This is a genomic window from Streptomyces sp. NPDC039462, assembly GCF_055639375.1.
In genome coordinates this window covers 687,987-714,224 of the sequence record NZ_JBVKAO010000004.1, presented here as the reverse complement: position 1 = coordinate 714,224, position 26,238 = coordinate 687,987, and the positions used below count along the sequence as shown (strand labels likewise).

The window sequence follows — 26,238 nt, the reverse complement described above, 5'->3', positions numbered from 1 at the left end:
TCACAGCACTCACAGCACTCACAGCACTCAGAGGACGACGTATATGAACGGGGGGCGCAGGGCCGTCGAGCGCGTGCGCGAGAGGTTCCGCTCCGGCGTGCACCTGCGCACCGGCGTGCGCTGGAAGATCGCCGCGGCGATCGCGCTGGTCGGCGCGCTGGTCGCGATCGCCCTGAGCCTGGTCGTGCACAACGCCGCGCGGGTCTCGATGCTCGACAACGCGCGCGACGTGCAGGACGAGCGCATCCAGTTCGCCCTGCGGCTCTACTCCTCCGCGTCCCAGCGGCAGACCCTCCAGTTCGGCACGAAGGTCGACGACCCCGAGCTGCCCGAGGAGCTGCGGCAGAAGGTCCTGAAGGGCCGCCGTGCCACCTTCGTCGAGGAGAAGACCGACGGCGTGCCCGACATCTGGGCCGCCGTGCCGCTCGCCGACGGGCACGTCCTCTCGCTGCACTCCCGCTTCACCGACCGCAGCGCCACCGTCATGAAGGACCTCGACCAGGCCCTGGTCATCGGTTCCATCGCGGTCGTCTTCGGCGGCTGCGCGCTGGGCGTGCTGATCGGCGGGCAGCTGTCGCGGCGGCTGCGCAAGGCCGCGACGGCGGCGAGCGAGGTCGCCCAGGGGCACTCGGACGTGAGCGTCCGCGAGGCGATCGGCGGTGTCGTGAGGGACGAGACCGACGACGTGGCGAGCGCCGTCGACGCCATGGCCGACGCGCTCAAGCAGCGCCTTGAGGCCGAGCGCCGGGTGACCGCCGACATCGCGCACGAGCTGCGCACGCCGGTGACCGGGCTGCTCACGGCCGCCGAGCTGCTGCCGCCGGGCCGGCCGAGCGAGCTGGTCAAGGACCGCGCGCAGGCGATGCGCACGCTCGTCGAGGACGTCCTCGAAGTGGCGCGCCTGGACTCCGCCGCCGAGCGGGCCGAGCTGCAGGACATCACCCTCGGCGAGTTCGTGACGCGGCGCATGTCGATCCTGACCACGGACGTGACGGTGACCGTCGTGCACGAGTCGGAGGTCACCACCGACCCGCGCCGCCTGGAGCGCATCCTCGGCAACCTCGTCGCCAACGCCACCAAGCACGGTAAGCCGCCCATCGAGGTCAGCGTCGAGGGCCGCGTGGTCCGGGTGCGCGACCACGGGCCCGGCTTCCCCGAGGCGCTCCTGGACGAGGGGCCGAGCCGCTTCCGCACGGGCAGCGCCGACCGGGCGGGCCACGGGCACGGCCTCGGTCTGACGATCGCGGCGGGCCAGGCGCGGGTGCTCGGCGCGCGGCTCACCTTCCGCAACGTACGGCCCGCGGGTGCGGCGCCCGACGTGCCGGCCGAGGGCGCGGTCGCCGTGCTGTGGCTGCCGGAGCACGCGCCGACGAACACGGGGAGCTATCCGGTGCTCAAGCTGCCGGACAACCTCTGACATCACGCAGAGGCTGCCCGGCGGAGTGACGGTGACTATTCGGCGATTTCTAAGTGCCGGTGGCCATTCGGCGATGCCTCAGTGACGGTGGCCATTCGGCGACGACTATTCGGCGATCACGGCCGGCTTGTCCTCGGGGCCGGAACCCCGCAGCGGGATCTCCTTCACGAAGAACGACGCGAGCAGCGCCACGACGCTGATGGCGGCGCCCAGCAGGAAGGCCGAGTGCGTGCCGGACGACACCGCGTGCTGGTAGGCGTCCTGGACGGCCTCCGGCAGCTTGGCGAGGCTCGCCGCGTCCAGCTGCGCCGACGTCTCGGTGACCTTGCCGCCGAGGGCTCCCGCGCGGTCGTCCATGACGTCCTGGACGCGGTTGTTGAAGAGCGCGCCCATGATCGCGACGCCGAAGGAGGAGCCGAGCGTACGGAACAGCGTGGCCGAGGACGAGGCGACGCCCATGTCCTTCATCTCGACGCTGTTCTGCGCGACCAGCATGGTGATCTGCATCAGGAAGCCCATGCCGGCGCCGAGCACGGCCATGTAGAGGCCGGAGGTGAGGCGCGAGGTGCCGGTGTCCATCTGCGCGAGCAGGTAGAAGCCGGCGACCATCAGGACGGTGCCGACGATCGGGAAGAGGCGGTACTTGCCGGTGGCGGTGGTGACGCGGCCCGCGACCATCGAGACGGCCATCATCGAGAGCAGCATCGGCAGGAGCAGCAGACCGGAGTTGGTCGCCGACGCGCCCTGCACCGACTGCTGGAAGAGCGGCAGGAACAGCATCGCGCCGAACATCACGAAGCCGGTGATGAAGCCGATGACGGCCATCAGCGAGAAGTTGCGGTTGGCGAAGATGTGGAGCGGCAGGATCGGTTCGGCGGCCTTCTTCTGTACGAAGAGGAAGCCGATCAGCGAGGCGACGCCGATGCCGATGAGCTCCATGATCACGGCCGAGTCCCAGGCGTACTCCGTACCGCCCCAGGTGGTGACGAGCACGAGCGCGCTGATGCCCACGGTGAGCAGGGCCGCGCCGAGATAGTCGATGCGCCCCTCCGCTTTTTTCTTCGGCAGGTGCAGGACGCTGGTGACCATGGCGAGGGCGACGGCGCCGAGCGGCAGGTTGATGTAGAACGCCCAGCGCCAGCCGAGGTGGTCGGTGATGGAGCCGCCGACCAGCGGACCGCCGATCATCGCGACCGCCATGACACCGGTCATCATGCCCATGTACTTGCCGCGGTCCCGCGGCGGCACGAGGTCACCGATGATCGCCATGACGCCGACCATCAGACCGCCCGCGCCGAGCCCCTGGACGGCCCGGAAGCCGATGAGCTGGCCCATGTCCTGCGCCATGCCGCTCAGCACGGACCCGGCGAGGAAGATGACTATGGCGGTGAGGAAGGAGCCCTTGCGCCCGTACATGTCGCCGAGCTTGCCCCAGATGGGGGTCGAGGCGGCGGTGGCCAGGGTGTAGGCGGTGACGACCCACGACAGGTGTTCCATGCCGCCGAGGTCGCCGACGATCGTCGGCATCGCGGGGCCCACGATCATGTTGTCGAGCATCGCGAGCAGCATGGTGATCATCAGGGCGAACAGCACGACGCGCACGCTGCGCGGCTGCGGTTCGGCCTTGCCGGTCCCGGCCCCCGCCGTACCGGTGCCGGTGGGTGGCGGGGCCGTCTCCTGTGTCCCCGGGCCGGCCGCCCGCCCGGCTTTCTCGATGGTCTTCTCCGCCATGTTCCCCACTCCCCGCACGTCCCGTGCTCGCCGCACATCCCGGACTTCCCGGAATCGCACCGGGCCCTTACTTGCCGCCCGGCTAGTTGACTACACTGAGGGAAGGTAGACCCCCTACTAGCCGGGCGTCAAGTAAGTTATTGGCATGAAGCCGAGGAGCACCCCGATGGGCACGGGCACAGGCACGGGCAAGCAGCAGCGCCGCGGGAACACCCGTCAGCGCATCCAGGACGTGGCCCTCGAACTCTTCGCCGAGCAGGGCTACGAGAAGACGTCACTCCGCGAGATCTCGGAGCGTCTGGAGGTCACGAAGGCGGCGCTGTACTACCACTTCAAGACCAAGGAAGACATCCTGACCAGCATCTTCGATGACGTCACGCGACCCATCGACGAGCTGATCGCATGGGGTCACGAGCAGCCGCGGCCGGTCTCCCTGGAAACCAAGAAGACGACCCTGCGCCGGTACAACGAAATCCTCGTCGACGCGGCGCCGCTCTTCCGCTTCATGCAGGAGAACCAGGCGACGATGCGCGACCTGAAGACGGGCGAGAGCTTCAAGGACCGCATGCTGGGGCTCTACGAGATCCTCAAGGACCCGGACGCGCCGATGGCCGACCAGGTGCGCTGCTTCAGCGCGCTGTTCACCATGCACGGCGGGATGTTCGTGCTCAAGGACGTCGAAGGCGACCCCGAGGAGAAGCGCAAGGCCATCCTGGAGGTCGCCATCGATCTGGTGACGCGGGCGCACACGGGCGCGTAGTCACGCCCAGCGGCTGGGGCGGGTCAGTCCATCGTCAGGTCTTCGTCAGACCTTCACGCCCACCGAGCCGAGGAAGGCGACCGGGTCGACGGCCGAGCCGTAGTTCGGGGTCGTACGGATCTCGAAGTGCAGGTGCGGACCGCTGGAGTTGCCGGTGTTGCCGGAGAGGGCGATGCGCTGGCCGGTGCCGACGTTCTGGCCCACCCGGACGTCGATCTGCGAGAGGTGCGCGTACTGGGAGTACGTGCCGTTGCTGTGCTTGATCACGACGGCGTTGCCGTACGCGGGGCCGTCACCGGCGCCGTTCGGTCCGGCCTTGACGACGGTGCCGCCGTGCACGGACTCGACCGCGGTGCCGACCGGCACGGCGAAGTCCTGGCCCGAGTGCTTGTGGGACCACATGCTGCCGCCGAGGCCGAAGCTGGCGGAGAGCGTGTAATTGTTCACCGGGTCGACCCAGGCGGCGGCCTTCGCGGCCGCGGCCTTCTTCGCGTCGGCGGCCTTCTTCGCCTGCGCCTGCTGCGCCTTCTCGGCGGCCTTGGCCTGGGCGGCGGCCTGCGCCTGGACGGAGTTCACGGCGACGCCGGGCAGCGCGCCGCTCTTGGCGTCCCCAGCGGCGGCGACCGAGACCCCGGCCCCGAGGGCCGCCGAGGCTCCGAGGCCGACGGCGATGACGGCCGCACGCGTACGGAACATCGACGGGCCGGGACGGTGGGACTTGGTGCGCTTGAGCATGAGGATGTCCTCCGGAGTGTGACGGCTGAGCCGACTGAGGGGGGCATGAGTGGACCCGGCAGGCGGGAAGCGGGCGAGTCACCCGCAGACCGCGCTTCGCCGGGTCGGCCATCCCTTGGTAACCCCCACCCCGGCCGGGGCACAAAGGGCCCATCTACTACGTAAAGCCGTAGCTGGGCGCCAGCATTTAGACCTCTTGACACCCTCAAATCCGGACATTTACCCCGAGCTCACACGGCGGAGCTTTCTCCTCCCGGACGGGTTTAAGCCGACGTCGGACGGGCAGACGCCGCATACCCACGGCGGTCCACGACCCGCCACCCCCCGACGCGGCAAAGGTCCCGGGGGTTGCGGGCCGAAGGTCCCGGGCCCGGATCGGGCCGGGCCCACTATGGCGCCTAGTACCGGCCAAAACCCCTGTGCGTCATGTCACCGGCCCCCGGGATCCGCCCCACCCCGAATGTGACCCGCACTACGCTCACGCCCATGGAACCCGCGGTCGTCGGCACCCGCCTGGCATCGAGCGCCGTAGCCCCCCTGATCAAGAAACTCTTCGTGCGGGACGGCCCGGGCGCGGGCCTGGTGGAGAGACCCGTACGACTGTCCTCACTGGTGTCGTTCCGGGGCGAGAAGCGCACGCTGTCCCAGCAGGACCTGCGCAAGCTCGTCCGGGAACTGGCCGGTCGCGCCGCCCGGGAGACCCGTGAGGCGGACGACATCGAGCTGGACGCCCTCACGGACGCGCTGGAGCTGACGCTGTACACGCTGCCCGACCTGGGCCTCGACGACGTCGCGGCGGTGCGCCTCGGCCACGAGAGGCTCGCCGACAAGCTGTACGAGCGGGCCGGCGGCCGTCAGCTCGTGCGCTTCCTCAGCCAGGACACGGTCTCCCTGTACTCCCGGATCCTGGAGAGCGCCTGCCTGCACATCCTGCACTTCCTCACGCAGCGCTCCACCTTCGTAGCCCGCTCCCTGGTCGAGCAGAGCCGGCAGCTCGACGAGCTGATCACCCGCACGGACATCCTCATCCAGCGCCTCTGCGACCGGTCCGCGGAGGACGCCGGATTCGAGGAGCGCTACGAGGCGTACGTCGCGAAGAAGCACAGCCGTCTCACGATCTACGGCATCGACCTCGACGAGTCCCGCGACTGGCCCCTGGACACCGCCTATCTGAGCCTTCAGGCGTCCCGGAACGCCGACCACCAGCCTGTCGCCGACGGCACCTTCGCGGCGGAGAGCCGCGACGGGCTCCCCCCGGCCGAGCGCTGGATCCCGCCACTGTCCCGGCCCGTCGAGGGAGTGTTCGCGGGCAACGAGCGGGTCCTGCTGCGCGGCGCCGCCGGTTCCGGCAAGACCACGCTGGTGCAGTGGCTGGCGGTCACCACCGCTCGCCAGGACCGGCTCACCGGCGAACTGGCCCACCTCATCGGTCGGGTCCCCTTCGTCCTTCCTCTGCGCACGCTCACGCGCGGCGGCGCGTCCTTACCCGCCCCGGGCGACTTCCTGGGCGCGGCCGACGCCATGATCGCCTCCGCCCAGCCCGCCGGCTGGGCCGACCGCGTGCTGTCGGCGGGCCGGGCTCTCATGTTGATCGACGGCATCGACGAGGTCCCCGAGGAGGAACGCGAACGCACCCGGCGCTGGCTCCGCGACCTGCTCTGCGCCTACCCGGGCAACCTCTGGCTCGTCACCTCACGCCCTTCGGCCGTACGCGAGGACTGGCTCGGCGGCGACGACTTCACCGACCTCACCCTCTGCGAGATGAGCCACGAGAACATTCAGGTCTTCATCCACCGCTGGCACGAGGCGGCCGGAGCGGACGCGGCTCTCGGCGACGCCCTCCTGGACGCCATACGCACCAAGCAGGACCTCGGCAGGCTCGCCACCAACCCCTTGATGTGCGCCCTGATCTGCGCGCTCCACCGGGAGCGCCGTGGCTTCCTGCCGCGGGGCAGGAAGGCGCTCTACGACGCCGCGCTGTCGATGCTCCTTGAGCGCCGGGACCGCGAGCGCGACATGGCGGCCGACCTGGACGAGGAGTCCCAGATCGAGCTGTTGCAGCGGCTCGCCTACTGGCTCATCCGCAACGGCCGCTCCGAGATGGACCGCGCGGACGCCGTGAGCCAGCTGGAGCGGCTGCTGCCGTCCATGCCGTACGTCGCCGCGCAGGGCCCGGCCGAGGACATCCTGCGCCACCTCCTCGTCCGGTCCGGACTGCTGCGCGAACCCGGCGCGGGGGCCGTGGACTTCGTCCACCGCACCTTCCAGGACTACCTGGGGGCACGGGCGGCGGTGGAGGAGCGCGACTTCGACCTGCTGGTCCGGCACGCGCACCTGGACCAGTGGGAGGACGTCGTCCGCATGGCCGTCGCACACGCCCGCCCCGACGAGCGGGTGCGGTTGCTGCGGGGCCTGATGAAGCGGGGTGACAAGCAGCCGGAGCACCGGGTGCGGCTGCACCTGCTGGCCATGGCCTGCCTGGAGCATGCGGCGAAGCTGGATCCCGAGGTGCGGGGGGAGGTGGAGCGGCGGGCTGCGGAGCTGATTCCTCCGCAGAGTTATCCGGAGGCGGAGAGGCTGGCTGAACTGGGGCCGATCGTGCTGGAGTTGCTGCCAGGACCCGAGGCCGCGACGAGCGTTATGGAAGCGGCCTACGTCGCGAATACGGCGGCTCTCGTCGGAGGTGATGCCGCGCTGCCGTGCCTGGTGAAGTACCGGGATCACGCGGACTCCGTCGTCCGCCATCAACTCGGCTCCCACTGGGACCGGTTCGACACGGAGACGTACGCGCGCGAGATCATCCGCCACCTGCGGAACAAGCCCGATACGACGATCCTGGTCCGCTCGCAGACCGAGCTCACCGCGTTGAGCCGCCTGAGTGGGCATCCGCTCATGGACCTCGTGGGCGACTTCACGGCCGGCCAGATAGTCGACGCCCTGGGAGACGTGGAGTTGGAGCGGCTCACCCTCTCCGGCAACGGTGTGATCGACGAGCTGGAGTTCGTCGGCCGGTACCGGAACCTGAAACGCCTCGGCTTGTTGCGGTGTCTCGCCGTCTCCTCACTCGCGCCGGTGACCGGCCTCCCTCTCAGGGAACTGATCATCGCCGACGTCCCGCGACTCGACCTGAGCCCGCTACGGGCGCTCGACCAGCTCACCCTCCTCAGCGCACGCGAGGTGACCGAGTGGCCGGTCCTTGAGCTCATTCCGGACGCCGCACCGCTGCGATGCGTCTTTCCGCCCAGAAACACGGCTGACCTTTCGGCCCTCGGCAAGTTCACCTCGCTCACTCAAATCGGCCTGGACCTGGAGGTTCCGCTCGACGACGAGGACTGGCGGGTGATAGCGGGCCTGGCGCGTCTGGAGTTCCTGAACCTGAACCCGGAGGAGCTGTCCAACCTGGCGGCGAGCGGCGTCCGACTGGACGCGGTGGACCGCCTCACCGTCATGGCTCACGGCTCCGAGTGCGATCTGCGGCAGGCCGTCGAGGCGTTCCCTTCGATGACAGCTCTCAGCGTGGTCGCGCCGGCCGCGGTCGACCTGACCCCCTTGCGAGCACACTCCCGACTGCTGCACGTCAGCGTGTCCCAGACCAACGAGGTCCCCGACCCCGCCCAACTCCCCGATGCCGTGGAGCTGATCGTCAACGGACGCCGACTCGCGCGTCCCTGACCTACTACGCTCATGCCATGGATCCCGCGGTCATAGGCACCCGCCTGGCATCGAGCGCCGTAGCCCCCCTGATCAAGAAGCTGTTCGTGCGGGAGGGTCCGGGCGCGGGACTGGTCGACAAGCCCGTACGGCTGTCCTCGCTGGTGTCGTTCAAGGGTGAGAAGCGCACGCTGGGCGAGCGGGACGTGCGGCGGCTCGCGGAGCGGCTCGTGGCGGCGTCCCTGGACTCGCCGGGCGAGCGCCCCTTCCCGCAGGACGAGGCCGAAGCGGTCGTCGACGCCCTGGCCCGGAGGCTCCTCTCCCTCGGCGAACTCGACATGGACGACGTGCAGGCGGTCCGCCTCGGCCACGAGAAGCTGGCCCGCAAGCTCGTGTACGAGGTGTCGGCCTCCGGCCTCTCCGCGGACGCCTCCCTCTACCTCGACTCGGTCACCGAGTGGGCCTGCCTGCACATCCTGCAGTTCTTCACGCAGCGCTCCACGTTCGTGGCCGCGACGCTGGTCGCGCAGAGCCGGGCGCAGGACGAGCTCATCGCGAAGGTCGACGAACTGATCTCCCGCAGCCCGATCGCCGGCGGGGCGGAGGACGTCGCCTTCGAGCGGCGCTATCTCGCGTACGTCGTGAAGAAGCACGGCAAGCTGACGATCTACGGCATCGATCTGGCCGGCTCGCCGGGCAAATGGCCGCTGGACGCGACCTACATGTCGCTGGAGGCGGCGCCGCCCGGGCGCGTGGCCACGGCCCACTACCAGGCGGGAGCGGAGTACCACGCGGAAGAGGTGGAGGTCGTCGACCGTACGCCCCCGCTCCCCGCCGACCAGGCGCTCGCCACCCATGACCGGGTCCTCCTCCGGGGCGAGGCGGGCTCGGGCAAGACGACGCTGGTGCAGTGGCTTGCGGTGAGCGCGGCGCGTGGGGACGTGGCTGTCTCCTCGGACACCATGGCGTACCTGGACGACCGCATTCCGTACGTCCTCCCCCTGCGCACCCTCACCCGCCACGGCGAGCGCCTGCCCACGCCCGCCGACTTCCTCGCCGCCGTGGACTGCCCGCTCGCGGGGACCCAGCCGAAGGGCTGGGAAGCGCGCGTCCTGACGGCCGGCCGCGCCCTGGTCCTGATCGACGGGATCGACGAGGTCCCGGAGGCGGAGCGGGCCCGGACGCGGGAGTGGCTGAGCGACCTCATCGACGCGTTCCCCGGCAACCGCTGGCTGGTGACGTCGCGCCCCTCGGCCGTACGAGAGGACTGGCTCACCGAGGAGGGCTTCGCCGAGCTGACGCTCTCCGCGATGCGGAAGGCGGAGGTGGCGGCGTTCATCGAGCGCTGGCACGCGGCCGCGACCACGGGTGCGCCCGAGGAGGACGCCGCGCTCGCCGCGTATGAGAGCCAGCTCCTGGCGGCGGTCCGGTCGAAGCCGGACCTGGGCCGCCTGGCCACCAACCCCCTCATGTGCGGGCTGATCTGCGCGCTGCACAGGGACCGGCGGGGCTTCCTGCCGCTGGGCCGCAAGGACCTCTACACGGCGGCTCTCTCCATGCTGCTTGTACGCCGGGACCGTGAGCGCCACATGGCGGTCCCGGAGCTGCGGGAGGAGCCGCAGCTGCAACTGCTCCAGCGGCTCGCGTACTGGCTGATCCGCAACGGCCGTACGGTGATGGACCGTTCGCGCGCGGAGGCCATCATCGCGGATGCGCTGCCCGCGGTGCCTGAGCTGGCCCCGCTCGGCGACGCCGGAGCGGTCTACACCCACTTCCTGCACCGCAGCGGCCTCCTCCGTGAGCCGGGTCCCGGCACCGTCGACTTCGTCCACCGCACGTTCCAGGACTTCCTCGGCGCGCGGGCCGCGGTCGACGAGGGCGACTTCGGCGTCCTCGCCCGGCACGCCGCGGACGACCAGTGGGAGGACGTCATCCGCATGGCGGTGGCCCAGGCGCGGCCGCGAGAACGGGCGGAACTGCTGGGCGACCTGCTCTCGTTCGGCGACGGCCACCCGGATGAGGGGACCCGTAAGCGTGTCCACCTCCTGGCGGCGGCCTGCCTGGAACACGCGGCGGAGCTGGCGCCGGCCGTCCGGGAGGAGGTGGAGCGGCGGACGGCGGAACTGATTCCGCCGCGCAGCGCTGCCGAGGCGCGCGCGCTCGCGGAGGCCGGCCCCGTGGTGCTCGACCTGCTCCCGGGTCCGGACACACTGACCGACGACGAGGCCCGGCACGTGACGATCACGGCGACCCGTGTCCGGTCGGACGCGGCGATCCCTTTCCTGGCGCGCTTCGTGCGGCACCCGAGTCTCGCCGTACGCAGCCAGCTGATGTGGGGGTGGCAGCGGTACGACTGTCGTGCGTACGCCGAACAGGTCATCGCCCATCTCGACGACGGGGAGACGAACTTCACGATCCTCAACGACGACCAGGCGGCGGAACTGGAGCGGCTTGGGCTGCGCCCGGAAAAACTGGACGTACGCGCGGAAGTCTCCCCGCAGACCGCCTCCCGGCTGCTCGTGGCCTGCGAGCCCACGTTCCTGATGCTCCAGATTCCTCCGGCCCGTCTTGCCCCGGAAGCGCTGGCCTCCCTGCGCAGACTCACAGCGCTGCGCGTCTTCGACGTCGGCGAACCGTGGGATCTGTCCCTGTTCCCCTCGGACGCGCCCCTGCGCACCCTGGGGTTCTTCGACTCCGTCGACAGCCTGACCGACATCCACCACATGCGAACCTGGCGGGGGCTGGACTGGGTCATCTTCGGTGCCGCGAAACGCCTGAGCGCCGCCGCGCAGTGGGGCGCCCTCACCTGCCTCCCTCGTCTCTCGAAGCTGACCATGTCGTCCGACAGCCTCGCGGCCGCCCCGCCCGGACTGGCCCTGCCCGGCATCAAGGAGCTCCAGGTGTTCCCCAAGGGAGGGTGGGATGCCGCGATGACTCGCCTCGCGACGCTCCTGCCCGGGCTGGTCGAAGTGAACGTCCTCACGCCACCGGGACACGAGACGCTAGACGTCGCCCCTCTGGCGGGTCTTCCGTCCCTCAGCCGCCTGCGGGTACCCACCCCCACCACGGAAGGCCTGGAAGCCCTGCCCGCCCGTGTCGAGGTTTCCGCCTACGACCCCCTCACCGATTGAGCTGAAACCACACTCCTTTGCCCGCGCTCGCGGGCGTCACCCCGCACACGTCCGACAGCGCGGTCACGAGGAACAGTCCACGCCCGCCCTCCTCCTCCGCGTCGGGCCTGCGGGGCGCGGGCAGTTGGTCGCCGCCGTCGTACACGGCGATGCGTACGTGGGTGGCGGCGACGGCGGCTCTCAGGTGGACGTCGCTCTTCGTGTGCTGGTGCACGTTGGTCACCAGCTCGGAGGTACAGAGAGCGGCGGTGTCCCCTAGGTGGCCGAGGCCGAGGGTCTCCAGGGTGCGTTGGACGAAGTCGCGGCAGATCTTGGCGGAGTGGGCGTTGCCCGGGGTGAAGAGGGTGTAGGTGTCCGACGTGAGGTCATGCGCGGGTACGCCCATGAGACGCCTCCATGGCGTTGGGTCGCTGCTTCGACTGATGGATGACCGGCCCCACGTGGCCCGACCACAGTGGCTTACCGCCCCTCGCGGGCAACCCCCCGTCCGGCACGGGGGAGTTGGATCGGGCGGTGCGCTTCTGCGGGCGGGCATGGCGGGAGAATGCGTCGACAGCGAGGCTTCCAACGTCACTGTGTGAGCATCGCTGCACTTACGGTAGCGACTCAGGGGTTACTTGTTCAACCTAATCGCCGACTTCGGTGGACCGACCGCCCCCGCCCGGGCAAACTGACCGCACCTTCACGAAGAGAGACAGCGTTGGCACTGCGTACAGCACCCACCGAACGGCAACTCAGACTCGGGTTCGAACTCAGAAGGCTGCGCGAACACAACGGTTTCACAGTGCAGGCAGCCGGAGAAGTGATCGGGATGGGGCGGGTGCACCTGACACACGCCGAGAACGGCCGCACCCCGATCTCCGCTGAGCGCATTCGCACCCTGTGCCAGGCATACGGGGTTACTAGTTCATCCTACGTAGACGCCTTGGTGAGGCTCAGCGAGTCGACCGGCAAGGGCTGGTGGACCGGCTACAAGCCCCAACTGCCCGCATCCGCACTGGATCTGGCCGAGCTGGAATCCGAAGCCGTGCAGCTGCGCTCGTACGAGTCGCTGTTCCTGCCGGGGCTCTTCCAGGTCGAGGGATACACGCGCGCCATCTTCGAGGCGAGCGACACCGTGAGCTCGACGGCGGAGGTCGATACCGCTGTCCGCTTCCGTCTGGCACGCCAACGTGCACTCGTCACCGACCGACCGCCGCATGTCCATGCCGTCATCCATGAAGCGGCTCTCCACATGCGTTTCGGCGGTGCGCAGGTCATGCACCAGCAGCTGCTCAAGCTGGTGGATCTGGCCGAACTCCCCCACGTAACCATCCAGATCGTGCCCTTCACGGCCGTCGCCGTGTCAGCGCTGACCACGCCGTTCTGTCACATCGCCTCGCATGGCGGCGCGCTGGAGACTGTGCTGATGGAGCATCCCGCGCAATCGATGTTCCTCCACGGCGAAGACACCGTTACCAAGTACCGTCACCAGTTTGAACGGCTCAGCGCAGCAGCACTCCCGGCCATCGACGCGACGGTGATCCCCGTCAAGCACGGGGCACGGGACTCGCTGGGCCTCGTCCAACACATCCTGTACACCCTTCTGGGAGCACAAGCATGAGCACTCTCGACTGGCAGAAGTCCTCCTTCAGCGGCGACCAGGCCAACTGCGTCTACGTAGCCGCAACCCCCACCGGCCGGATCCACCTCCAAGAGAGCGACGCCCCCGACACCACCCTCACCACCCACCCCACCGCCTTCGCCGCCCTGATACGCGCCCTCACACCGGAGTCATGAGCTCAGCGGACGTGGGCCAGCAGCGTGCGCAGGACGGCCTCAGCGTGTGTCCAGAGCAAGGATCCCCCGGCATCGGGAAGCACGTGCCGGGTAGCTGTCGGGATCAGCTGGGCGAGCGATTCGCCCAGGTCCGGTGAGTGGACCGGGCTGGTGTCCTGCTGCCCGTACCAGAGGTCGACGGGGACGGCGATGCCGGTGGGGTCGAACGGCCAGCGGCCCATCGCCAGGACAGTGTCGCGGGCGTAGCCCGCCGGGCCCTGGCTGAACGCCTCGTCCAGTGCGTGCCGGAAGGCGTCCTGGAAGACCGGGTCGGTGTAGACCGCCCGGTCGGCCCCGGAGGCCGTCGTGACGGTCAGCTCCCACAGTGCGTCGGCGCTGCCGAAGTCGGCGAAGCGCGCCTCGGCGGCGACGGGGTCGGCCGCGACGGCGTCCACCATGTCCCTCACCTGCGGGATCAGCGAGTGGGCGAAGCGAGGATGTGCGAGGTCGTCGCTGCCGGAGACCACGGCCACCGCGTTCACCAGACCGTCTGCCGCCAGGGCGAGGGCGAACGGTGCCCCCTGCGAGAAGCCCACCGCCGCCGGTGCTCGTAGGGCCCGTTCCCGGAAGAGGTGCCGGATGTCGGTGGCCCAACTGGTCAGGGTCCGGCCGGGTGCCGGGCCGGAGACGCCGAGGCCGGGCCGGTCCACGCTGATGAGCCGGACCCCCGCCGCGTCGACGACGTCACCGCCGAAAGCGAGCCGCCTGCTGGTGGCCGCCCCAGGGCACAACAGCACCGGGGTGCCGTCGGCCGGCCCCCACTCCGCCCAGCCCAGGAGTCGTCCGTCCGGCAGCCGGAACTGTCCGAGCCGCGCTGGTTCCCGTACGCCGTAGTCCATGATCCTCATTGTTCCGCGCCTGCCTCCCGGGCATGGACTCGGGACCGGCGAACTGCAGTTGTGCCGACGGCCGTTGACCTAATCTGAGGTCATGGTCGACCCCGCAGCCCTAGGTGCTCGCCTCGCGTCCGGCGCAGTCGCCCCCCTCGTGAAGAAGCTCTTCGTGAAGGATCAGCCGGGCGCGGCGCTCGTCGCCAAGCCGGTGCGGATCTCCGGGCTCGTGTCCTTCGGGGGCGAGAAGCGGAACGTCACACCGAAGGACGTCGAGAAGATCGCGGACGAGCTCGTCCGGAGGGCGTTGAAGGCCGCGGGGCCCGGCGAGCGGCCGGTGGACGCCGCCGAGGCCGTCGCCGTGAAGCACGCCCTCGCCCAGTCGCTCACGGCACTGGGCGTCCTCACCATCGAGGACTACGAAGCGGTGGCTCTCGGCCCCGAGCAGTTCGCACGCAAGCTACGGGAACGTACGACGGTCTCCGTCTACGGGCTCAGCGCCGACGGCGAGGCCTTCTACAACCAGCTGCTCCACACCGCCTCCCTCCACATCCTGAACTTCTTCACGCAGCGCTCCACCTACATCGCCCGGCAGCAGACCTCGCAGAGTCAGCAGCTCGCGCGGCTCGTCGCCGCCGTCGACGTACTCCTGGAGCGACTGCCGTCGCAGTCGAGCGAGGACGCCGCGTTCGAGGAGCGGTACGCCTCGTACATCACCGCGCGGCACGGCACGCTCACCATCTACGGCCTGGACGTCTACGCCGGGGCCAGTGAGTGGCCCCTCGACACGGCGTATCTGAGCCTGGAGGCGACTCGGGAGCGGCCCGGGGAAGGCGGGGCCCCGGTGGCGGCCGAGCGGGTGCTCGCCCAGCACGACCACGTGCTGCTGCGCGGCGTCGCCGGGTCCGGCAAGACCACCCTGGTGCAGTGGCTCGCGGTGACGGCGGCCGACCGGACGTACGAGCACGGACTCACCCACCTCATCGGGCGGGTGCCCTTCGTGCTGCCGATGCGGCGGATCGTCCGGCCGGGAGCCGAACTCCCCGCCCCGCACCAGTTCTTGACCGCCGTCGGGTGTCTCGTCGCAGGGGAGCAGCCCCCGGGCTGGGTGGAGCGCGTCCTGGAGGGCCGGCGCGGCGTGCTGCTGGTCGACGGGATGGACGAGATCTCCGAGGACCGGCGCGAGTCGGCGAAGCGGTGGCTGCGCGATCTGATCCGCTTCTTCCCGGGCAATCTGTGGCTCGTCACGACCCGCCCCTCCGCCGTCCCCGACAAGTGGCTGGACCCCACGGGCTTCGACGAGCTCACGCTGTCGCCGATGGCGCGCGACGACGTCGACACGTTCGTACGCCGGTGGCACCGTGCGGCCGGCGCCGACGAATCCGTCGGGGCCGCCCTCCTGCAGTCCGTGCGGGCCGCGTCCGAGCTGAACCGGCTCGCCACGAACCCGCTGATGTGCGGGATGCTCTGCGCGCTCCACCGCGAGCGGCGCGGCTTCCTGCCGCAGGACAGGAAGTCCTTGTACGAGGCGGCGCTGACGATGCTCCTCGAGCGCAGGGACGTCGAGCGGGACGTCACGGCCGTACAGCTGCCGTTCGCCATCCAGGTCCAGCTGCTCCAGAAGCTCGCCTGGTGGCTGATCCGCAACAGCCGCTCGGAGATGGACCGTTCCGACGCCGTGCACATCCTCGGGGAGGCCGCCCCCGCGATGAACCTCGACGGTGGCGGCGAGGACGTCTACCGCTGGCTGCTCCTGCGGTCGGGGCTGCTGCGGGAGCCCGCCGAGGGACGCGTGCACTTCCTGCACCGCACCTTCCAGGACTACCTCGGCGCCCGCCTCGCCGTGCAGGAACTGGACTTCGACCTGCTCGTGAACCACGCGGACCGGTCCGAGTGGGAGGACGTCATCCTGCTGGCCGTCGCGCACGCGCGGCCGAAGGAGGCGGAGCAGATGCTGCGGCGGCTGGTGGCCGGCGGTACGGCGCGGGGCAAACTGCTCGCGGCCGCCGCGCTGCCGTACGCGGCGGAGGTGGCGCCGGCCGTGCGGCAGCTGGTGGAGCGGGGAGTACGGACGCTCATTCCGCCGCTGACGGACCTCCAGGCCGCCACCCTCGCGGAGGCGGGCCGCGATCTGGTCCTCGGCCTGCTGCCCGGCCCCGACGAGGTCGACCACGAGCTCGCCCGGCTGGTGGTCGTCACTGCCGCCAGGGTCGGCAGCCCCCAGGCGCTGCACTTCCTGACCCGCTTCCGCGACCACCCCTCCCGTCTGGTCCAGCTGACCCTGGCACAGCAGTGGGGGGCCTTCGACCGCGAACTCTACGTACGGGAAATCCTCACGCACCTGTCCCAGCGGCCCATGATCCCCGTGCACGGCCCCGACGATCTCCGAGCCCTCCGCGCCATCGGCGGCTGGCCGGCCATCAAGGTCGTCGGCGCCTACCGCGTCGAGGACCTGACGGAACTCATCGTGCCGGAGCAGCTCACCCGGCTCTCCCTGGACGCACCCCACCCGGTCGAGGGCCTCGCCTGGCTCTCGGCCTTCCCGCGCCTCACCGACGTGGATCTGGACGTGGCGGTCGGCGCGGGCACAGCCGAGCAGATTCCGTCCGGCGTACGACTCAACACCCCTGGGGCGCAGGCCACTTGACCTATCCTTGGCCTTACGGCAAGACCCGACCCCAGGGACCCCGATGCCCATGGAGCCCGTAGTACGCACCCCCTCGGCCCTCGCCATGCCCCTCGTGCAACGGTTCTTCCGCATCCCGCCCCGGGCGCCCACCACCCCCGACCTGATCGCCGCCCTCACCACCTGGCGCGGCCCCGACGCCCCCGCCGACCCCGACGACGTCCACCGCACCGCCGCCGACTTCATCCAGCTCGCCGCGGAGACGCACTCCACGCCCACCGCCGAGCTCCCCGCGGTCGCCGACGTCCTGACCCGCACCCTGCTCGCCATCGGCGAACTCGACCTCACCGACGCCGACGCCGTGCGCCTCGGCCCGCAGGACTACGCCCGGCGGCTGCGCGGCGCCGTCCAGGGCGCCGACCGCCGCCTCACCCCCGACGCCGCCTGGTTCCACGACGAACTGCTCGTCGCCGTCTGCCTGCACGTCCTGCACCACCTCGTGCGCCGCTCCCCGTACATCCAGCGGCACATGCCCGAGCGCGCCAGCCGCATCCGCCAGCTCGTCGACCTCAACGACGCCGAGGCGGCCGTCGCCCGCCGCCCCGAACCCTCCCGGGAAGACGCCGACTTCGAGGCCGCGTACGCCCAGGAGGTGGTGCGCCAGCACGGCTGGCTGACCATCGTCGGCGTCGACTTCGCGCACGCGCCCGACCGCTGGCCCCTGGAGGACACCTATCTGAGCCTCCAGGCGGAGGAGAACAGCGGCGGCCCGGTGGCGGGCGCGGGTGGGCAGCAGCGCACCGTCCTCCTCGCCGACCGGGCCCTGGAGGGCCACGAGCGGGTCCTGCTGCGCGGCGTCGCGGGCTCCGGCAAGACGACGCTCGTGCAGTGGCTCGCCGTCGCCGCCGCCCGCGAGGGCGCCCGCGTGCCGTTCGTCCTTCCCGTACGCCGCTTCGCCCGCGAGGGCTTCCCCGCCCCGGACGACTTCCTGCGCGCCGTACGCCACCCGCTCGCCGGCCGCGCTCCCGAGGGCTGGGTCGTCCGCACCCTCCTCGCGGGCCGCGCCCTGCTCCTGGTCGACGGCATCGACGAGGCCCCGGAGGAGACCCGCGGCGCCCTGCGCGACCAGCTCCGCCGCCTCCTGCGCATCTTCTCCGGCACCGCCTGCCTGGTCACCTCACGGCCCTCCGCCGTGGAGGACGGCTGGCTCGCCCAGGAACGCCTCGCCGAAGAGGGCTTCACCGAACTGTCCCTCGCCCCGATGTCCCGCGACCAAGTCACCCGCTTCATCCGCGACTGGCACACCGCGGCGATGAGCGACGCGGGCCAGGACACCGAATCCCTCAAGGAGTACGAGCAGCGCCTGCTCCACTCCGTACGGATCTACCGCGAGCTGCGCCAGCTCGCCACCAACCCGCTGATGTGCGGCCTCATATGCGCCCTCAACCGGGACCGCTCGGGCTCCCTGCCCAAAGGGCGCAAGGAGCTCTACGACGCCGCCCTGGAGATGCTCCTGCAGCGCCGCGACCCCGAACGGGACGTGCTGTACGCCGACGACGTGCGGCTCCAGCAGGGCGCCCGCGAACTGCTCCTGCGCAAGCTCGCCCACGCCATGCTCGACGAGGGCCTCTCGGAGCTGCCGCGCCGCCGCGTCGTCGACGTCCTGAACCACGCGCTGCCCGCCATCCCCTCCGCCCGGGCCGCGGGCGACGGCGAGAAGATCTTCCGCCACCTGCTGCACCGCACCGGGCTGCTGCGCGAACAGGCGGGCGTCTCGGTCGACTTCATCCACCGCACCTTCCAGGACTACCTGGCGGCCAAGGAGATCGTGGCCCGCGGCGACCTCGACACCCTCGTCGAACACGCCCACCAGCCGGAGTGGGAGGAGGTCATCCGCATGGCCGCCGCCCACGCCCGCCCTGACGAGTGCGCCCGCTTCCTGGAGCGCCTGCTCGCCGCCGCCCCCGGCCTGCGCAGGCCGCACGTCAACCACCGGCGCCTGATGGCCGCCGCCTGCCTCGAACACGTCAGCGAGCTTGACCCGGCCATCCAGGAGCTCGTCCACCGGCGCACGAAGAACCTCCTGCGCCCCACCACCGAACAGGGCGCCCGCAGCCTCGGCTGGGTCGGCCCCATCGTCCTGGAGCAGCTGCCGGACCCCGAGCAGGTCCCCGGCGACCAGCAGGCGCTGCTCCTCGCCATCACCGCGACCCGCGTCCAGGACGACGCGGCCATCGACTACCTCGCCCGGCTGCGCACCCGCACCTCGCTCGCCATCCGCACCGAGCTGGCCCGCCCCTGGCGGCACTTCGACACCGAGCGGTACGCGCGCGAGATCATCGCGCACCTCTCCCCCGAGGGCCTGTACTTCCCCGTCTCCGACGCCGCCGAGCTCACGGCCCTGCGCGGCCTCGGCGGGCGGCCCCGCATCCAGGTGGCCGGCGTCATGCACACCGACGAGCTCATCGCGGGCCTGGTCCCCGACCGGCTCACCCACCTGTGGCTCAACGCGGAGCTGCCCGACCCGGACATGTCGTGGCTGACCCGCTTCCCTGCCCTGCGCGTCCTGCGCGTCAACCCGCGCCTGCCACGCGTGCGGAACGTACCGGAGGGCGTCACGATCACCGCCTGACGGCGACCCAGTCCCGTACAGGCGTACGAAAAAGGGGCTGCCCCGGAACCGTACGAAACGGTTCCGGGGCAGCCCCTGTGGCGCGCCCTGTGCGGGCTACGCCTCCTTGCTCAGGTTCGGGCCGGCGCCGCCACCGGCGGCCGACTCGATCGGCGGCACGTCGGGCAGTGCCGCCTTCTCCTCGCCACGGAAGGTGAACGTGGCGGTCTCGCCCTCGCCCTCCGTGTCGACGACCACGATGTGGCCGGGACGGAGCTCACCGAAGAGGATCTTCTCGGAGAGGGTGTCCTCGACCTCGCGCTGGATCGTGCGCCGCAGCGGACGCGCGCCGAGCACCGGGTCGTAACCCTTCTTCGCGAGCAGCTCCTTCGCGGACTGGGAGAGCTCGATGCCCATGTCCCGGTCCTTGAGGCGCTCGTCCACCTTGGTGATCATCAGGTCGACGATCTGGAGGATGTCGTCCTGGCTGAGCTGCGGGAAGACGACGACGTCGTCCACGCGGTTCAGGAACTCCGGGCGGAAGTGCTGCTTCAGCTCGTCGCTGACCTTGTTCTTCATCCGCTCGTAGTTGGACTTCGTGTCGCCCTGGGCCGCGAAGCCGAGGTTGAAGCCCTTCGAGATGTCACGGGTGCCGAGGTTGGTCGTCATGATGATGACCGTGTTCTTGAAGTCGACGACCCGGCCCTGGGAGTCGGTCAGGCGACCGTCCTCCAGGATCTGCAGGAGCGAGTTGAAGATGTCCGGGTGGGCCTTCTCGACCTCGTCGAAAAGGACGACCGAGAACGGCTTGCGGCGGACCTTCTCCGTCAGCTGGCCGCCCTCTTCGTAACCCACGTAACCGGGGGGCGAACCGAAGAGACGCGAGACCGTGTGCTTCTCGCTGAACTCCGACATGTCGAGGGAGATCAGCGCGTCCTCGTCACCGAAGAGGAATTCGGCGAGCGCCTTGGACAGCTCGGTCTTACCGACACCGGACGGGCCCGCGAAGATGAACGAGCCACCGGGACGCTTCGGGTCCTTCAGACCCGCACGCGTACGCCGGATCGCCTTCGAGAGCGCCTTGACGGCGTCCTTCTGGCCGATGACGCGCTTGTGGAGCTCGTCCTCCATGCGCAGCAGGCGGGAGGACTCCTCCTCCGTGAGCTTGAAGACCGGAATGCCGGTCGCCGTGGCCAGGACCTCGGCGATCAGCTCGCCGTCGACCTCGGCGACGACGTCCATGTCGCCGGCCTTCCACTCCTTCTCGCGCTTGGCCTTCGCGGCGAGCAGCTGCTTCTCCTTGTCGCGGAGAGAGGCCGCCTTCTCGAAGTCCTGGGAGTCGATGGCCGACTCCTTGTCGCGGCGGACGCCCGCGATCTTCTCGTCGAACTCGCGGAGGTCCGGCGGCGCGGTCATCCGGCGGATGCGCATCCGGGAGCCGGCCTCGTCGATCAGGTCGATCGCCTTGTCGGGCAGGAAGCGGTCCGAGATGTACCGGTCGGCCAGGGTGGCGGCCTGCACCAGCGCCTCGTCCGTGATGGAGACGCGGTGGTGCGCCTCGTAACGGTCGCGGAGGCCCTTGAGGATCTCGATGGTGTGCGGCAGCGACGGCTCCGCGACCTGGATGGGCTGGAAGCGGCGCTCAAGCGCGGCGTCCTTCTCCAGGTGCTTGCGGTACTCGTCGAGCGTGGTCGCACCGATGGTCTGCAGCTCACCGCGGGCCAGCATCGGCTTGAGGATGCTCGCGGCGTCGATCGCGCCCTCGGCGGCGCCCGCACCCACCAGGGTGTGGAGCTCGTCGATGAACAGGATGATGTCGCCGCGGGTGCGGATCTCCTTGAGGACCTTCTTCAGGCGCTCCTCGAAGTCACCGCGGTAGCGCGATCCTGCGACCAGGGCGCCGAGGTCCAGGGTGTAGAGGTGCTTGTCCTTGAGGGTCTCGGGCACCTCGCCCTTGACGATGGCCTGGGCGAGGCCCTCGACGACGGCGGTCTTGCCGACACCGGGCTCACCGATCAGGACCGGGTTGTTCTTCGTGCGGCGGGACAGCACCTGCATGACCCGCTCGATCTCCTTCTCGCGCCCGATGACCGGGTCGAGCTTGGACTCACGAGCGGCCTGGGTGAGGTTCCGGCCGAACTGGTCGAGCACCAGGGACGTGGAGGGCGTGCCCTCCGCAGGACCGCCGGCGGTGGCGGTCTCCTTGCCCTGGTAACCGGAGAGCAGCTGGATGACCTGCTGCCGCACCCGGTTGAGATCGGCGCCCAGCTTGACCAGGACCTGGGCGGCGACGCCCTCGCCCTCACGGATCAGGCCGAGCAGGATGTGCTCCGTGCCGATGTAGTTGTGGCCCAGCTGAAGGGCCTCGCGGAGCGAAAGCTCCAGGACCTTCTTGGCACGGGGGGTGAAGGGAATGTGCCCGGACGGAGCCTGCTGGCCCTGCCCGATGATCTCCTCCACCTGCTGGCGGACCGCCTCGAGCGAAATCCCGAGGCTCTCCAGGGCCTTAGCGGCGACACCCTCGCCCTCGTGGATCAAGCCCAGGAGGATGTGCTCGGTGCCGATGTAGTTGTGGTTGAGCATCCGGGCTTCTTCCTGAGCCAGGACGACAACCCGCCGCGCGCGGTCGGTGAACCTCTCGAACATCGTTAATCGCTCCTCAGAGCGGTCAGGCAGTAAAGGGGTCGGTCCCCTCCCTGTCCTTCCGCAGCTTAGTCCCGCAAGCGGGGACCGCTCATTCCAACTGCCGACACCCGGACCCCAACTCGGAGGATCTCCTGACCCCGAACGCCGACAACTGCTCCAACCCGATGGTGCGAGACGATGTTCCCGCAGGCCAGGCAGTTACCCCCACCATCACTACGCCGATGGCGAACGTGACATGTCCAGGACCGCGTGTCGCCCCCTCCCACTAGGGATGTCTTACCCGTAACGACTGACAGTCCATGCGGCGTGCCCCGGATCCCTCCGCTACGGGCGAACACTCTTGCGCCGCCGAGCACGCCCTCACGCCCCCCTGCCGGATACGCAGCGCATCTACGTCGCCACACCGCGTAACCCTGGCGCCCTTCCGGCTGTTGCCCGGACATGGCCCCCACAGTTCCTCAGCCCCGAGCGCCTTTCGAGCAGAGCCGAGCGCCCTTCGAGCAGAGCGGCCCGGTGCGGCAGTGGTACGAGAACGAGCTCGGCTGGGCGACCGCCCCCGGGCCCGGCCCGGTGCGGCTCCTGACCGGCCTGCGCTTCGACGTCCTGGAACTGCCGGCGGAGGCGGGCTTCGCGGCGCTGCGCCACCTCGGGCCGAAGGCCCCGGTGGCGCTGCGCGGGGAAACGATGCGCCTCCTGGTGAGCGCGGGCAGCGCGGAGGAGCTGCCGGGGCTGCTCGACTGGCTGGAGTGGGGACACATCCCCCTCGGCCTCACCGCGGTCGGGGCGGGCGGGCGTATCGACGCGCCCACTCCCCCGGGCTGGTCCGGCTCACGGGGGGCCGCCGTCTGGCTGCGACCCCCGGAGCCCGGCTGTGAGGTGGAGCCGACACTGCCTGCGCTGCCGTCCCTGCCAGGGGTGGGGTCCCTGTCCGAGGTGGGGGGAGGCGGGACAGCGCTCCACAGCGACCCCGCCGTGGGCTCCGGTCTCGTACGACTGGTGGACACGGCGGCGACGCACTGCCACCGGGTCCGGCTGCGGCGTGGCAGCCGTCAGCCGTTGGCCTTCTCGTAGGCCTCACGAATGGACGCGGGAACGCGGCCGCGGTCATTGACCTCGAAACCGTTCTCCTTCGCCCAGGCGCGGATCGCGGCCGTGTCCTGGCCACCGCTCGCCGCGGCGGTGCGCGTCTTGCCGCGGCCGCTCGAACGGCCACCGGTGCGCCGACCTGCCTTGACGAAGTCCTCAAGGGCGCCACGGAGCTTGTCCGCGTTGGCCGTGGTGAGGTCGATCTCGTAGGACTTGCCGTCCAGCGCAAACGTCACGGTCTCGTCCGCCTCGCCACCGTCGAGGTCATCGACAAGAAGGACCTGAACCTTCTGTGCCACCGGATTTCCTTTCATCGATAACTGTGAGGCCGGACCGCGACGCACGCCGCCGATTCACCGGCCCCTGTTATATGCAGTACTGCAGTACGTCGGAAAGCAAACCGCTTTTGCCGGAAAAACACAAACCCCTGGGAGAGACAGGGGACCCCTGGAAGCCTGGAAACATGCGCGTTTCGGACATAGCCCACCAGGGCAGGGGCGGTCCGGAATACCGCCGGGGTGATCACCCGATCACAGATGCAGAAGCATCCGGCTGTTGCCCAAGGTGTTCGGTTTCACTCGTTCGAGGCCAAGGAACTCCGCGACGCCCTCGTCATAGGAACGCAGGAGCTCGCTGTAGACATCTCCGTCGACCGGAGTCTCGCCGATCTCCACGAAGCCGTGCTTCGCGAAGAAGTCGACTTCGAAGGTGAGACAGAAAACCTTGCGGACGCCGAGCCAGCGGGCGGTCTGCAGCAACTTGCCCAACAGCTGATGCCCCACTCCGGCACCCTTGACCTCGGGGTTCACCGCGAGGGTACGCACTTCCGCGAGGTCTTCCCACATCACGTGCAGAGCGCCGCAGCCGACCAACTCGGCGTTGTCGTCGCGTTCCGCGACCCAGAACTCCTGGATGTCCTCGTAAAGCGTCACCGTCGCTTTGTCCAGGAGGATGCGCTCGCGGACGTAGGAGTCGAGGAGGCGGCGCACGGCCGGCACATCGGAGGTTCGCGCCCTGCGGACGGAGACCGCTTTTGTGCTGAGTTCGCTGCGTTCGGATCGCTCAGGTCGTTCGGATCGTTCAGGTCGTTCGGTTCGTTCGGGTCGTTCGGGGACCTCTGCTGGCATGAGCGGACGCTATCGCTCTGCTTCGCGCTCGGCGCCGCCGGGGTTCGCGGGGTTGTTCCCCGGGTTCGCGGGGTTGTTCCCCGGGTTCACGGGGTTCTCCGGGCCTTGGACGATACGCATCGCGTCGCTCAGCGCTTCCCGCTGTTCCTCCGACATCATGCCGAAGAAGGCGACCAGTGCGGCGGCCGGGTTGTCGCTCTGCGACCAGGCTTCGTTCATCAGTGCGGCTGCGTAGGCGGCGCGAGTGGAGACCGCCTCATATCGATAGGCGCGGCCTTCCGCTTCGCGGCGCACCCAGCCCTTCTGATGGAGATTGTCCAAAACGGTCATCACGGTGGTGTACGCGATGGACCGTTCCTGCTGAAGGTCTTCCAGGACTTCTCGAACGGTCACGGGGCGGTTCCACTTCCACACCCGCGTCATGACTGAGTCTTCGAGTTCTCCCAATGGGCGAGGCACAGCAGAACAATAGTGGGAGACGTCACTATTGGCGTGATGCGTGAGGGACGTGGCGTACCACTAATTTCCGCAACAAAAAGGGCGTACGACTCGAATGACACGTCGAGTCGTACGCCGGGGGCCCGGGGCCGGGCGGGGGCGTGCGGTGCCGAAGCGGTGTAGCGGTGCTTGGCGCCGCTCAGGCGCTGCCGGTGGCCTTCGGGGTCTGGCCGGCCTCGGCGCGGGAGATCGCGGCGTCCACGGCCGCGTCCTCCTTGGCCTTGTTGGCGCCGCCCTGGGTCTTCACGATCGTCACGATGAGCCCGGTGAAGAACACGGCCATCACTACGGGGGGCACGAGCGCGGAAACGTAGTCCATGCCTCCCAGAGTAGCTAGCCCGCGACGAGCTGGTGCGGCGGGTCCGCGGGTGTCGGCGCGGGAGTCCGCGGGGGCGTCTGCGCGGGGGCCTCGGGGCGGCGCTTCGGCGGGAAGACCTCGGCCGGGGTGGGCACCGGGCGGGGCGGCTCCGGGGTGGCGGGCCGTTCGGAGGGCGACTGCGCTCCGTCCCTGTCGCTCAGCCCTCCGGGGAGGGCGTGGAGGCGGGCGCGGGAGGCGGGCGCGGGAATGGAGATGGTGGCGACGGGGTCTGGGACGGCGCGGCGCGCGAGACGGGCGCGGACGGCGCGTTCGGCGAGGGCGCGGCAGCGGTCGAGGAGGGCGGCCGCTGTGGGGTTGCCGCGCAGGGCGCGCAGTGCGGCGAGGTCGTCGGCGCCCGGCTGGTAGCCGGCGGCGAGGACGTCGTCCAGCAGGGCGAGGTAGCCGGAGGCGGTGCCGGGCAGGGCGGCCCGGTAGCGGGCGAGGTCGGCCACCAGGAAGGCGCGCAGCCTGGCGCCCTCGCGCATCGCTTCGTCAACCGATTCGGCGAGCCGGAGACAGTCCTGGACGTCCTCGTCGCGGGCGGGGTCGCGGTCGCGGACGGGGCTGGGGTGCAGGGCGAGCGCCAGGGCGCGACGGAGCACACGCAGCTCCTCCGCACCGAAGGCCATGCCGCCCCGGGTTCCGTATGGCGTGGGCATGGACTGACGATACGCGCCAACCGGACAAAATCGGCTTAACGCCACTCGCTGGCGGGGGCGCCTTGGGCGGGGGGCGCCTTTGCTTCGTCTGTGGGCCGGGCGGGTTCTGGCGTCGTTCGCCTTGTGGGGGGCGCCTTTGCTTCGTCTGGGGGCGGGGCGGGTTCTGGCGGGGGCGCCTTGTGCGGGGTTCGCCTTCTGCTCGTCTGTGGGGCGGGGCCGCGGGGGTATGTGCGTACTCGCCATCCCTGCGCCGCGCCTCAAGTCCAAAGGCGCCAGAGTGTGCTCGGTGCTCCGTTCGCACATACCCCCACGTCCCCTCGCGAGCGCGTGCGGCAGCGGCCCGGTGGGGGCCTTGCGCCTTCCCCTGCGGGCCGTCGTGGGGCAATCCCCACCCGCCCTTACTCCCGCTGGACGGTGCAGGGCAGCCCCCACCCGCCCGCCTCCACACCCCCAGGGCGTCGCAGGGAACACCCGCCCACCCGCCCCTACTCCACACGACGTCGCAGGGGAATACCCACCCACCCGCCCCTACCCCCGCTGGACGTCGCGGGGCA

General features: G+C 70.2%; 19 protein-coding genes. 9 read left to right on the top strand and 10 right to left on the bottom strand.

The features are described from left to right. Positions 1 to 43 precede the first annotated feature (43 nt). The gene (gene cseC, locus ACZ7LU_RS25645; RefSeq protein ID WP_398302550.1) at positions 44 to 1,417 is read left to right on the top strand and encodes a two-component system sensor histidine kinase CseC; all 1,374 of its coding nucleotides are present in this window, start codon (positions 44 to 46) and stop codon (positions 1,415 to 1,417) included. 105 nt (positions 1,418 to 1,522) lie between these two features. On the opposite strand, the gene ACZ7LU_RS25640 is transcribed toward cseC, so the two are convergent. Continuing rightward, entirely contained in the window at positions 1,523 to 3,148 is a 1,626-nt protein-coding gene (locus ACZ7LU_RS25640) for an MDR family MFS transporter (protein WP_471918119.1), read from the bottom strand. Positions 3,149 to 3,293: 145 nt separating this feature from the next. Between ACZ7LU_RS25640 and ACZ7LU_RS25635 the strand changes: the two genes are divergently transcribed. Then, entirely contained in the window at positions 3,294 to 3,908 is a 615-nt protein-coding gene (locus tag ACZ7LU_RS25635) for a TetR/AcrR family transcriptional regulator (protein ID WP_398302542.1), read from the top strand. Positions 3,909 to 3,953: 45 nt separating this feature from the next. Here the strand turns inward: ACZ7LU_RS25635 and ACZ7LU_RS25630 are convergent, their stop codons facing one another. After that, positions 3,954 to 4,643: a M23 family metallopeptidase gene (locus tag ACZ7LU_RS25630; RefSeq protein ID WP_398302541.1), complete on the bottom strand. Its 690-nt coding sequence runs from the start codon at positions 4,641 to 4,643 to the stop codon at positions 3,954 to 3,956. A 486-nt stretch (positions 4,644 to 5,129) separates the two neighbouring features. On the opposite strand from ACZ7LU_RS25630, the gene ACZ7LU_RS25625 reads away from it, so the two are divergent. Both ACZ7LU_RS25625 and ACZ7LU_RS25620 read left to right on the top strand, forming a co-directional pair. Beyond that, a complete protein-coding gene (locus tag ACZ7LU_RS25625) occupies positions 5,130 to 8,315 on the top strand; it encodes an NACHT domain-containing protein (RefSeq protein WP_471918118.1) in 3,186 nt (1,061 codons plus the stop codon). 17 nt (positions 8,316 to 8,332) lie between these two features. Next, positions 8,333 to 11,425, top strand: a complete 3,093-nt coding sequence (locus ACZ7LU_RS25620; RefSeq protein WP_471918117.1) for an NACHT domain-containing protein — start codon at positions 8,333 to 8,335, stop codon at positions 11,423 to 11,425. On the opposite strand, the gene ACZ7LU_RS25615 is transcribed toward ACZ7LU_RS25620, so the two are convergent. Continuing rightward, a complete protein-coding gene (locus tag ACZ7LU_RS25615) occupies positions 11,415 to 11,810 on the bottom strand; it encodes an ATP-binding protein (RefSeq protein WP_471918116.1) in 396 nt (131 codons plus the stop codon). The two genes, ACZ7LU_RS25620 and ACZ7LU_RS25615, sit on opposite strands and share 11 nt — an antisense overlap. 315 nt (positions 11,811 to 12,125) lie before the next feature. On the opposite strand from ACZ7LU_RS25615, the gene ACZ7LU_RS25610 reads away from it, so the two are divergent. Together ACZ7LU_RS25610 and ACZ7LU_RS25605 are read left to right on the top strand one after the other, a co-directional pair. Then, positions 12,126 to 13,028: a helix-turn-helix domain-containing protein gene (locus tag ACZ7LU_RS25610; protein ID WP_471918115.1), complete on the top strand. Its 903-nt coding sequence runs from the start codon at positions 12,126 to 12,128 to the stop codon at positions 13,026 to 13,028. Then, positions 13,025 to 13,204 (top strand): DUF397 domain-containing protein, encoded by a 180-nt coding sequence (locus ACZ7LU_RS25605; protein WP_471918114.1) that lies wholly within the window; start codon positions 13,025 to 13,027, stop codon positions 13,202 to 13,204. The genes ACZ7LU_RS25610 and ACZ7LU_RS25605 overlap by 4 nt, the downstream gene beginning before the upstream one ends. A gap of 2 nt (positions 13,205 to 13,206) precedes the next feature. On the opposite strand, the gene ACZ7LU_RS25600 is transcribed toward ACZ7LU_RS25605, so the two are convergent. Continuing rightward, complete coding sequence (locus ACZ7LU_RS25600; protein WP_471918113.1) at positions 13,207 to 14,082, bottom strand: alpha/beta fold hydrolase; 876 nt, start codon at positions 14,080 to 14,082, stop codon at positions 13,207 to 13,209. A gap of 91 nt (positions 14,083 to 14,173) precedes the next feature. Between ACZ7LU_RS25600 and ACZ7LU_RS25595 the strand changes: the two genes are divergently transcribed. Both ACZ7LU_RS25595 and ACZ7LU_RS25590 read left to right on the top strand, forming a co-directional pair. Further along, complete coding sequence (locus tag ACZ7LU_RS25595; protein ID WP_471918112.1) at positions 14,174 to 16,720, top strand: NACHT domain-containing protein; 2,547 nt, start codon at positions 14,174 to 14,176, stop codon at positions 16,718 to 16,720. A 49-nt stretch (positions 16,721 to 16,769) separates the two neighbouring features. Continuing rightward, positions 16,770 to 19,331, top strand: a complete 2,562-nt coding sequence (locus tag ACZ7LU_RS25590) for an NACHT domain-containing protein (RefSeq protein ID WP_471918111.1) — start codon at positions 16,770 to 16,772, stop codon at positions 19,329 to 19,331. Positions 19,332 to 19,427: 96 nt separating this feature from the next. Here ACZ7LU_RS25590 and ACZ7LU_RS25585 read toward each other — a convergent pair whose 3' ends face one another. Next, positions 19,428 to 21,956: an ATP-dependent Clp protease ATP-binding subunit gene (locus ACZ7LU_RS25585; protein WP_363248329.1), complete on the bottom strand. Its 2,529-nt coding sequence runs from the start codon at positions 21,954 to 21,956 to the stop codon at positions 19,428 to 19,430. A gap of 441 nt (positions 21,957 to 22,397) precedes the next feature. On the opposite strand from ACZ7LU_RS25585, the gene ACZ7LU_RS25580 reads away from it, so the two are divergent. Beyond that, positions 22,398 to 23,027: an SCO3374 family protein gene (locus ACZ7LU_RS25580; RefSeq protein WP_471918110.1), complete on the top strand. Its 630-nt coding sequence runs from the start codon at positions 22,398 to 22,400 to the stop codon at positions 23,025 to 23,027. Here the strand turns inward: ACZ7LU_RS25580 and ACZ7LU_RS25575 are convergent. From ACZ7LU_RS25575 to ACZ7LU_RS25555, 5 genes are all read right to left on the bottom strand, one after another. Then, on the bottom strand, positions 23,006 to 23,341 hold the full coding sequence (locus tag ACZ7LU_RS25575) for an Lsr2 family protein (protein ID WP_398302523.1): 336 nt from the start codon (positions 23,339 to 23,341) through the stop codon (positions 23,006 to 23,008). The two genes, ACZ7LU_RS25580 and ACZ7LU_RS25575, sit on opposite strands and share 22 nt — an antisense overlap. A 231-nt stretch (positions 23,342 to 23,572) precedes the next feature. Then, positions 23,573 to 24,169 carry an amino-acid N-acetyltransferase gene (locus tag ACZ7LU_RS25570; protein WP_468090984.1) on the bottom strand — a complete coding sequence of 199 codons (597 nt, stop codon included), beginning with the start codon at positions 24,167 to 24,169 and terminating at the stop codon, positions 23,573 to 23,575. Between the two features lie 9 nt (positions 24,170 to 24,178). Next, positions 24,179 to 24,592: a BlaI/MecI/CopY family transcriptional regulator gene (locus tag ACZ7LU_RS25565; RefSeq protein WP_468563322.1), complete on the bottom strand. Its 414-nt coding sequence runs from the start codon at positions 24,590 to 24,592 to the stop codon at positions 24,179 to 24,181. 214 nt (positions 24,593 to 24,806) lie between these two features. Beyond that, positions 24,807 to 24,986 (bottom strand): hypothetical protein, encoded by a 180-nt coding sequence (locus ACZ7LU_RS25560; RefSeq protein WP_471918109.1) that lies wholly within the window; start codon positions 24,984 to 24,986, stop codon positions 24,807 to 24,809. A gap of 14 nt (positions 24,987 to 25,000) precedes the next feature. After that, positions 25,001 to 25,654 carry a hypothetical protein gene (locus ACZ7LU_RS25555; RefSeq protein WP_471149201.1) on the bottom strand — a complete coding sequence of 218 codons (654 nt, stop codon included), beginning with the start codon at positions 25,652 to 25,654 and terminating at the stop codon, positions 25,001 to 25,003. Positions 25,655 to 26,238 lie beyond the last annotated feature (584 nt).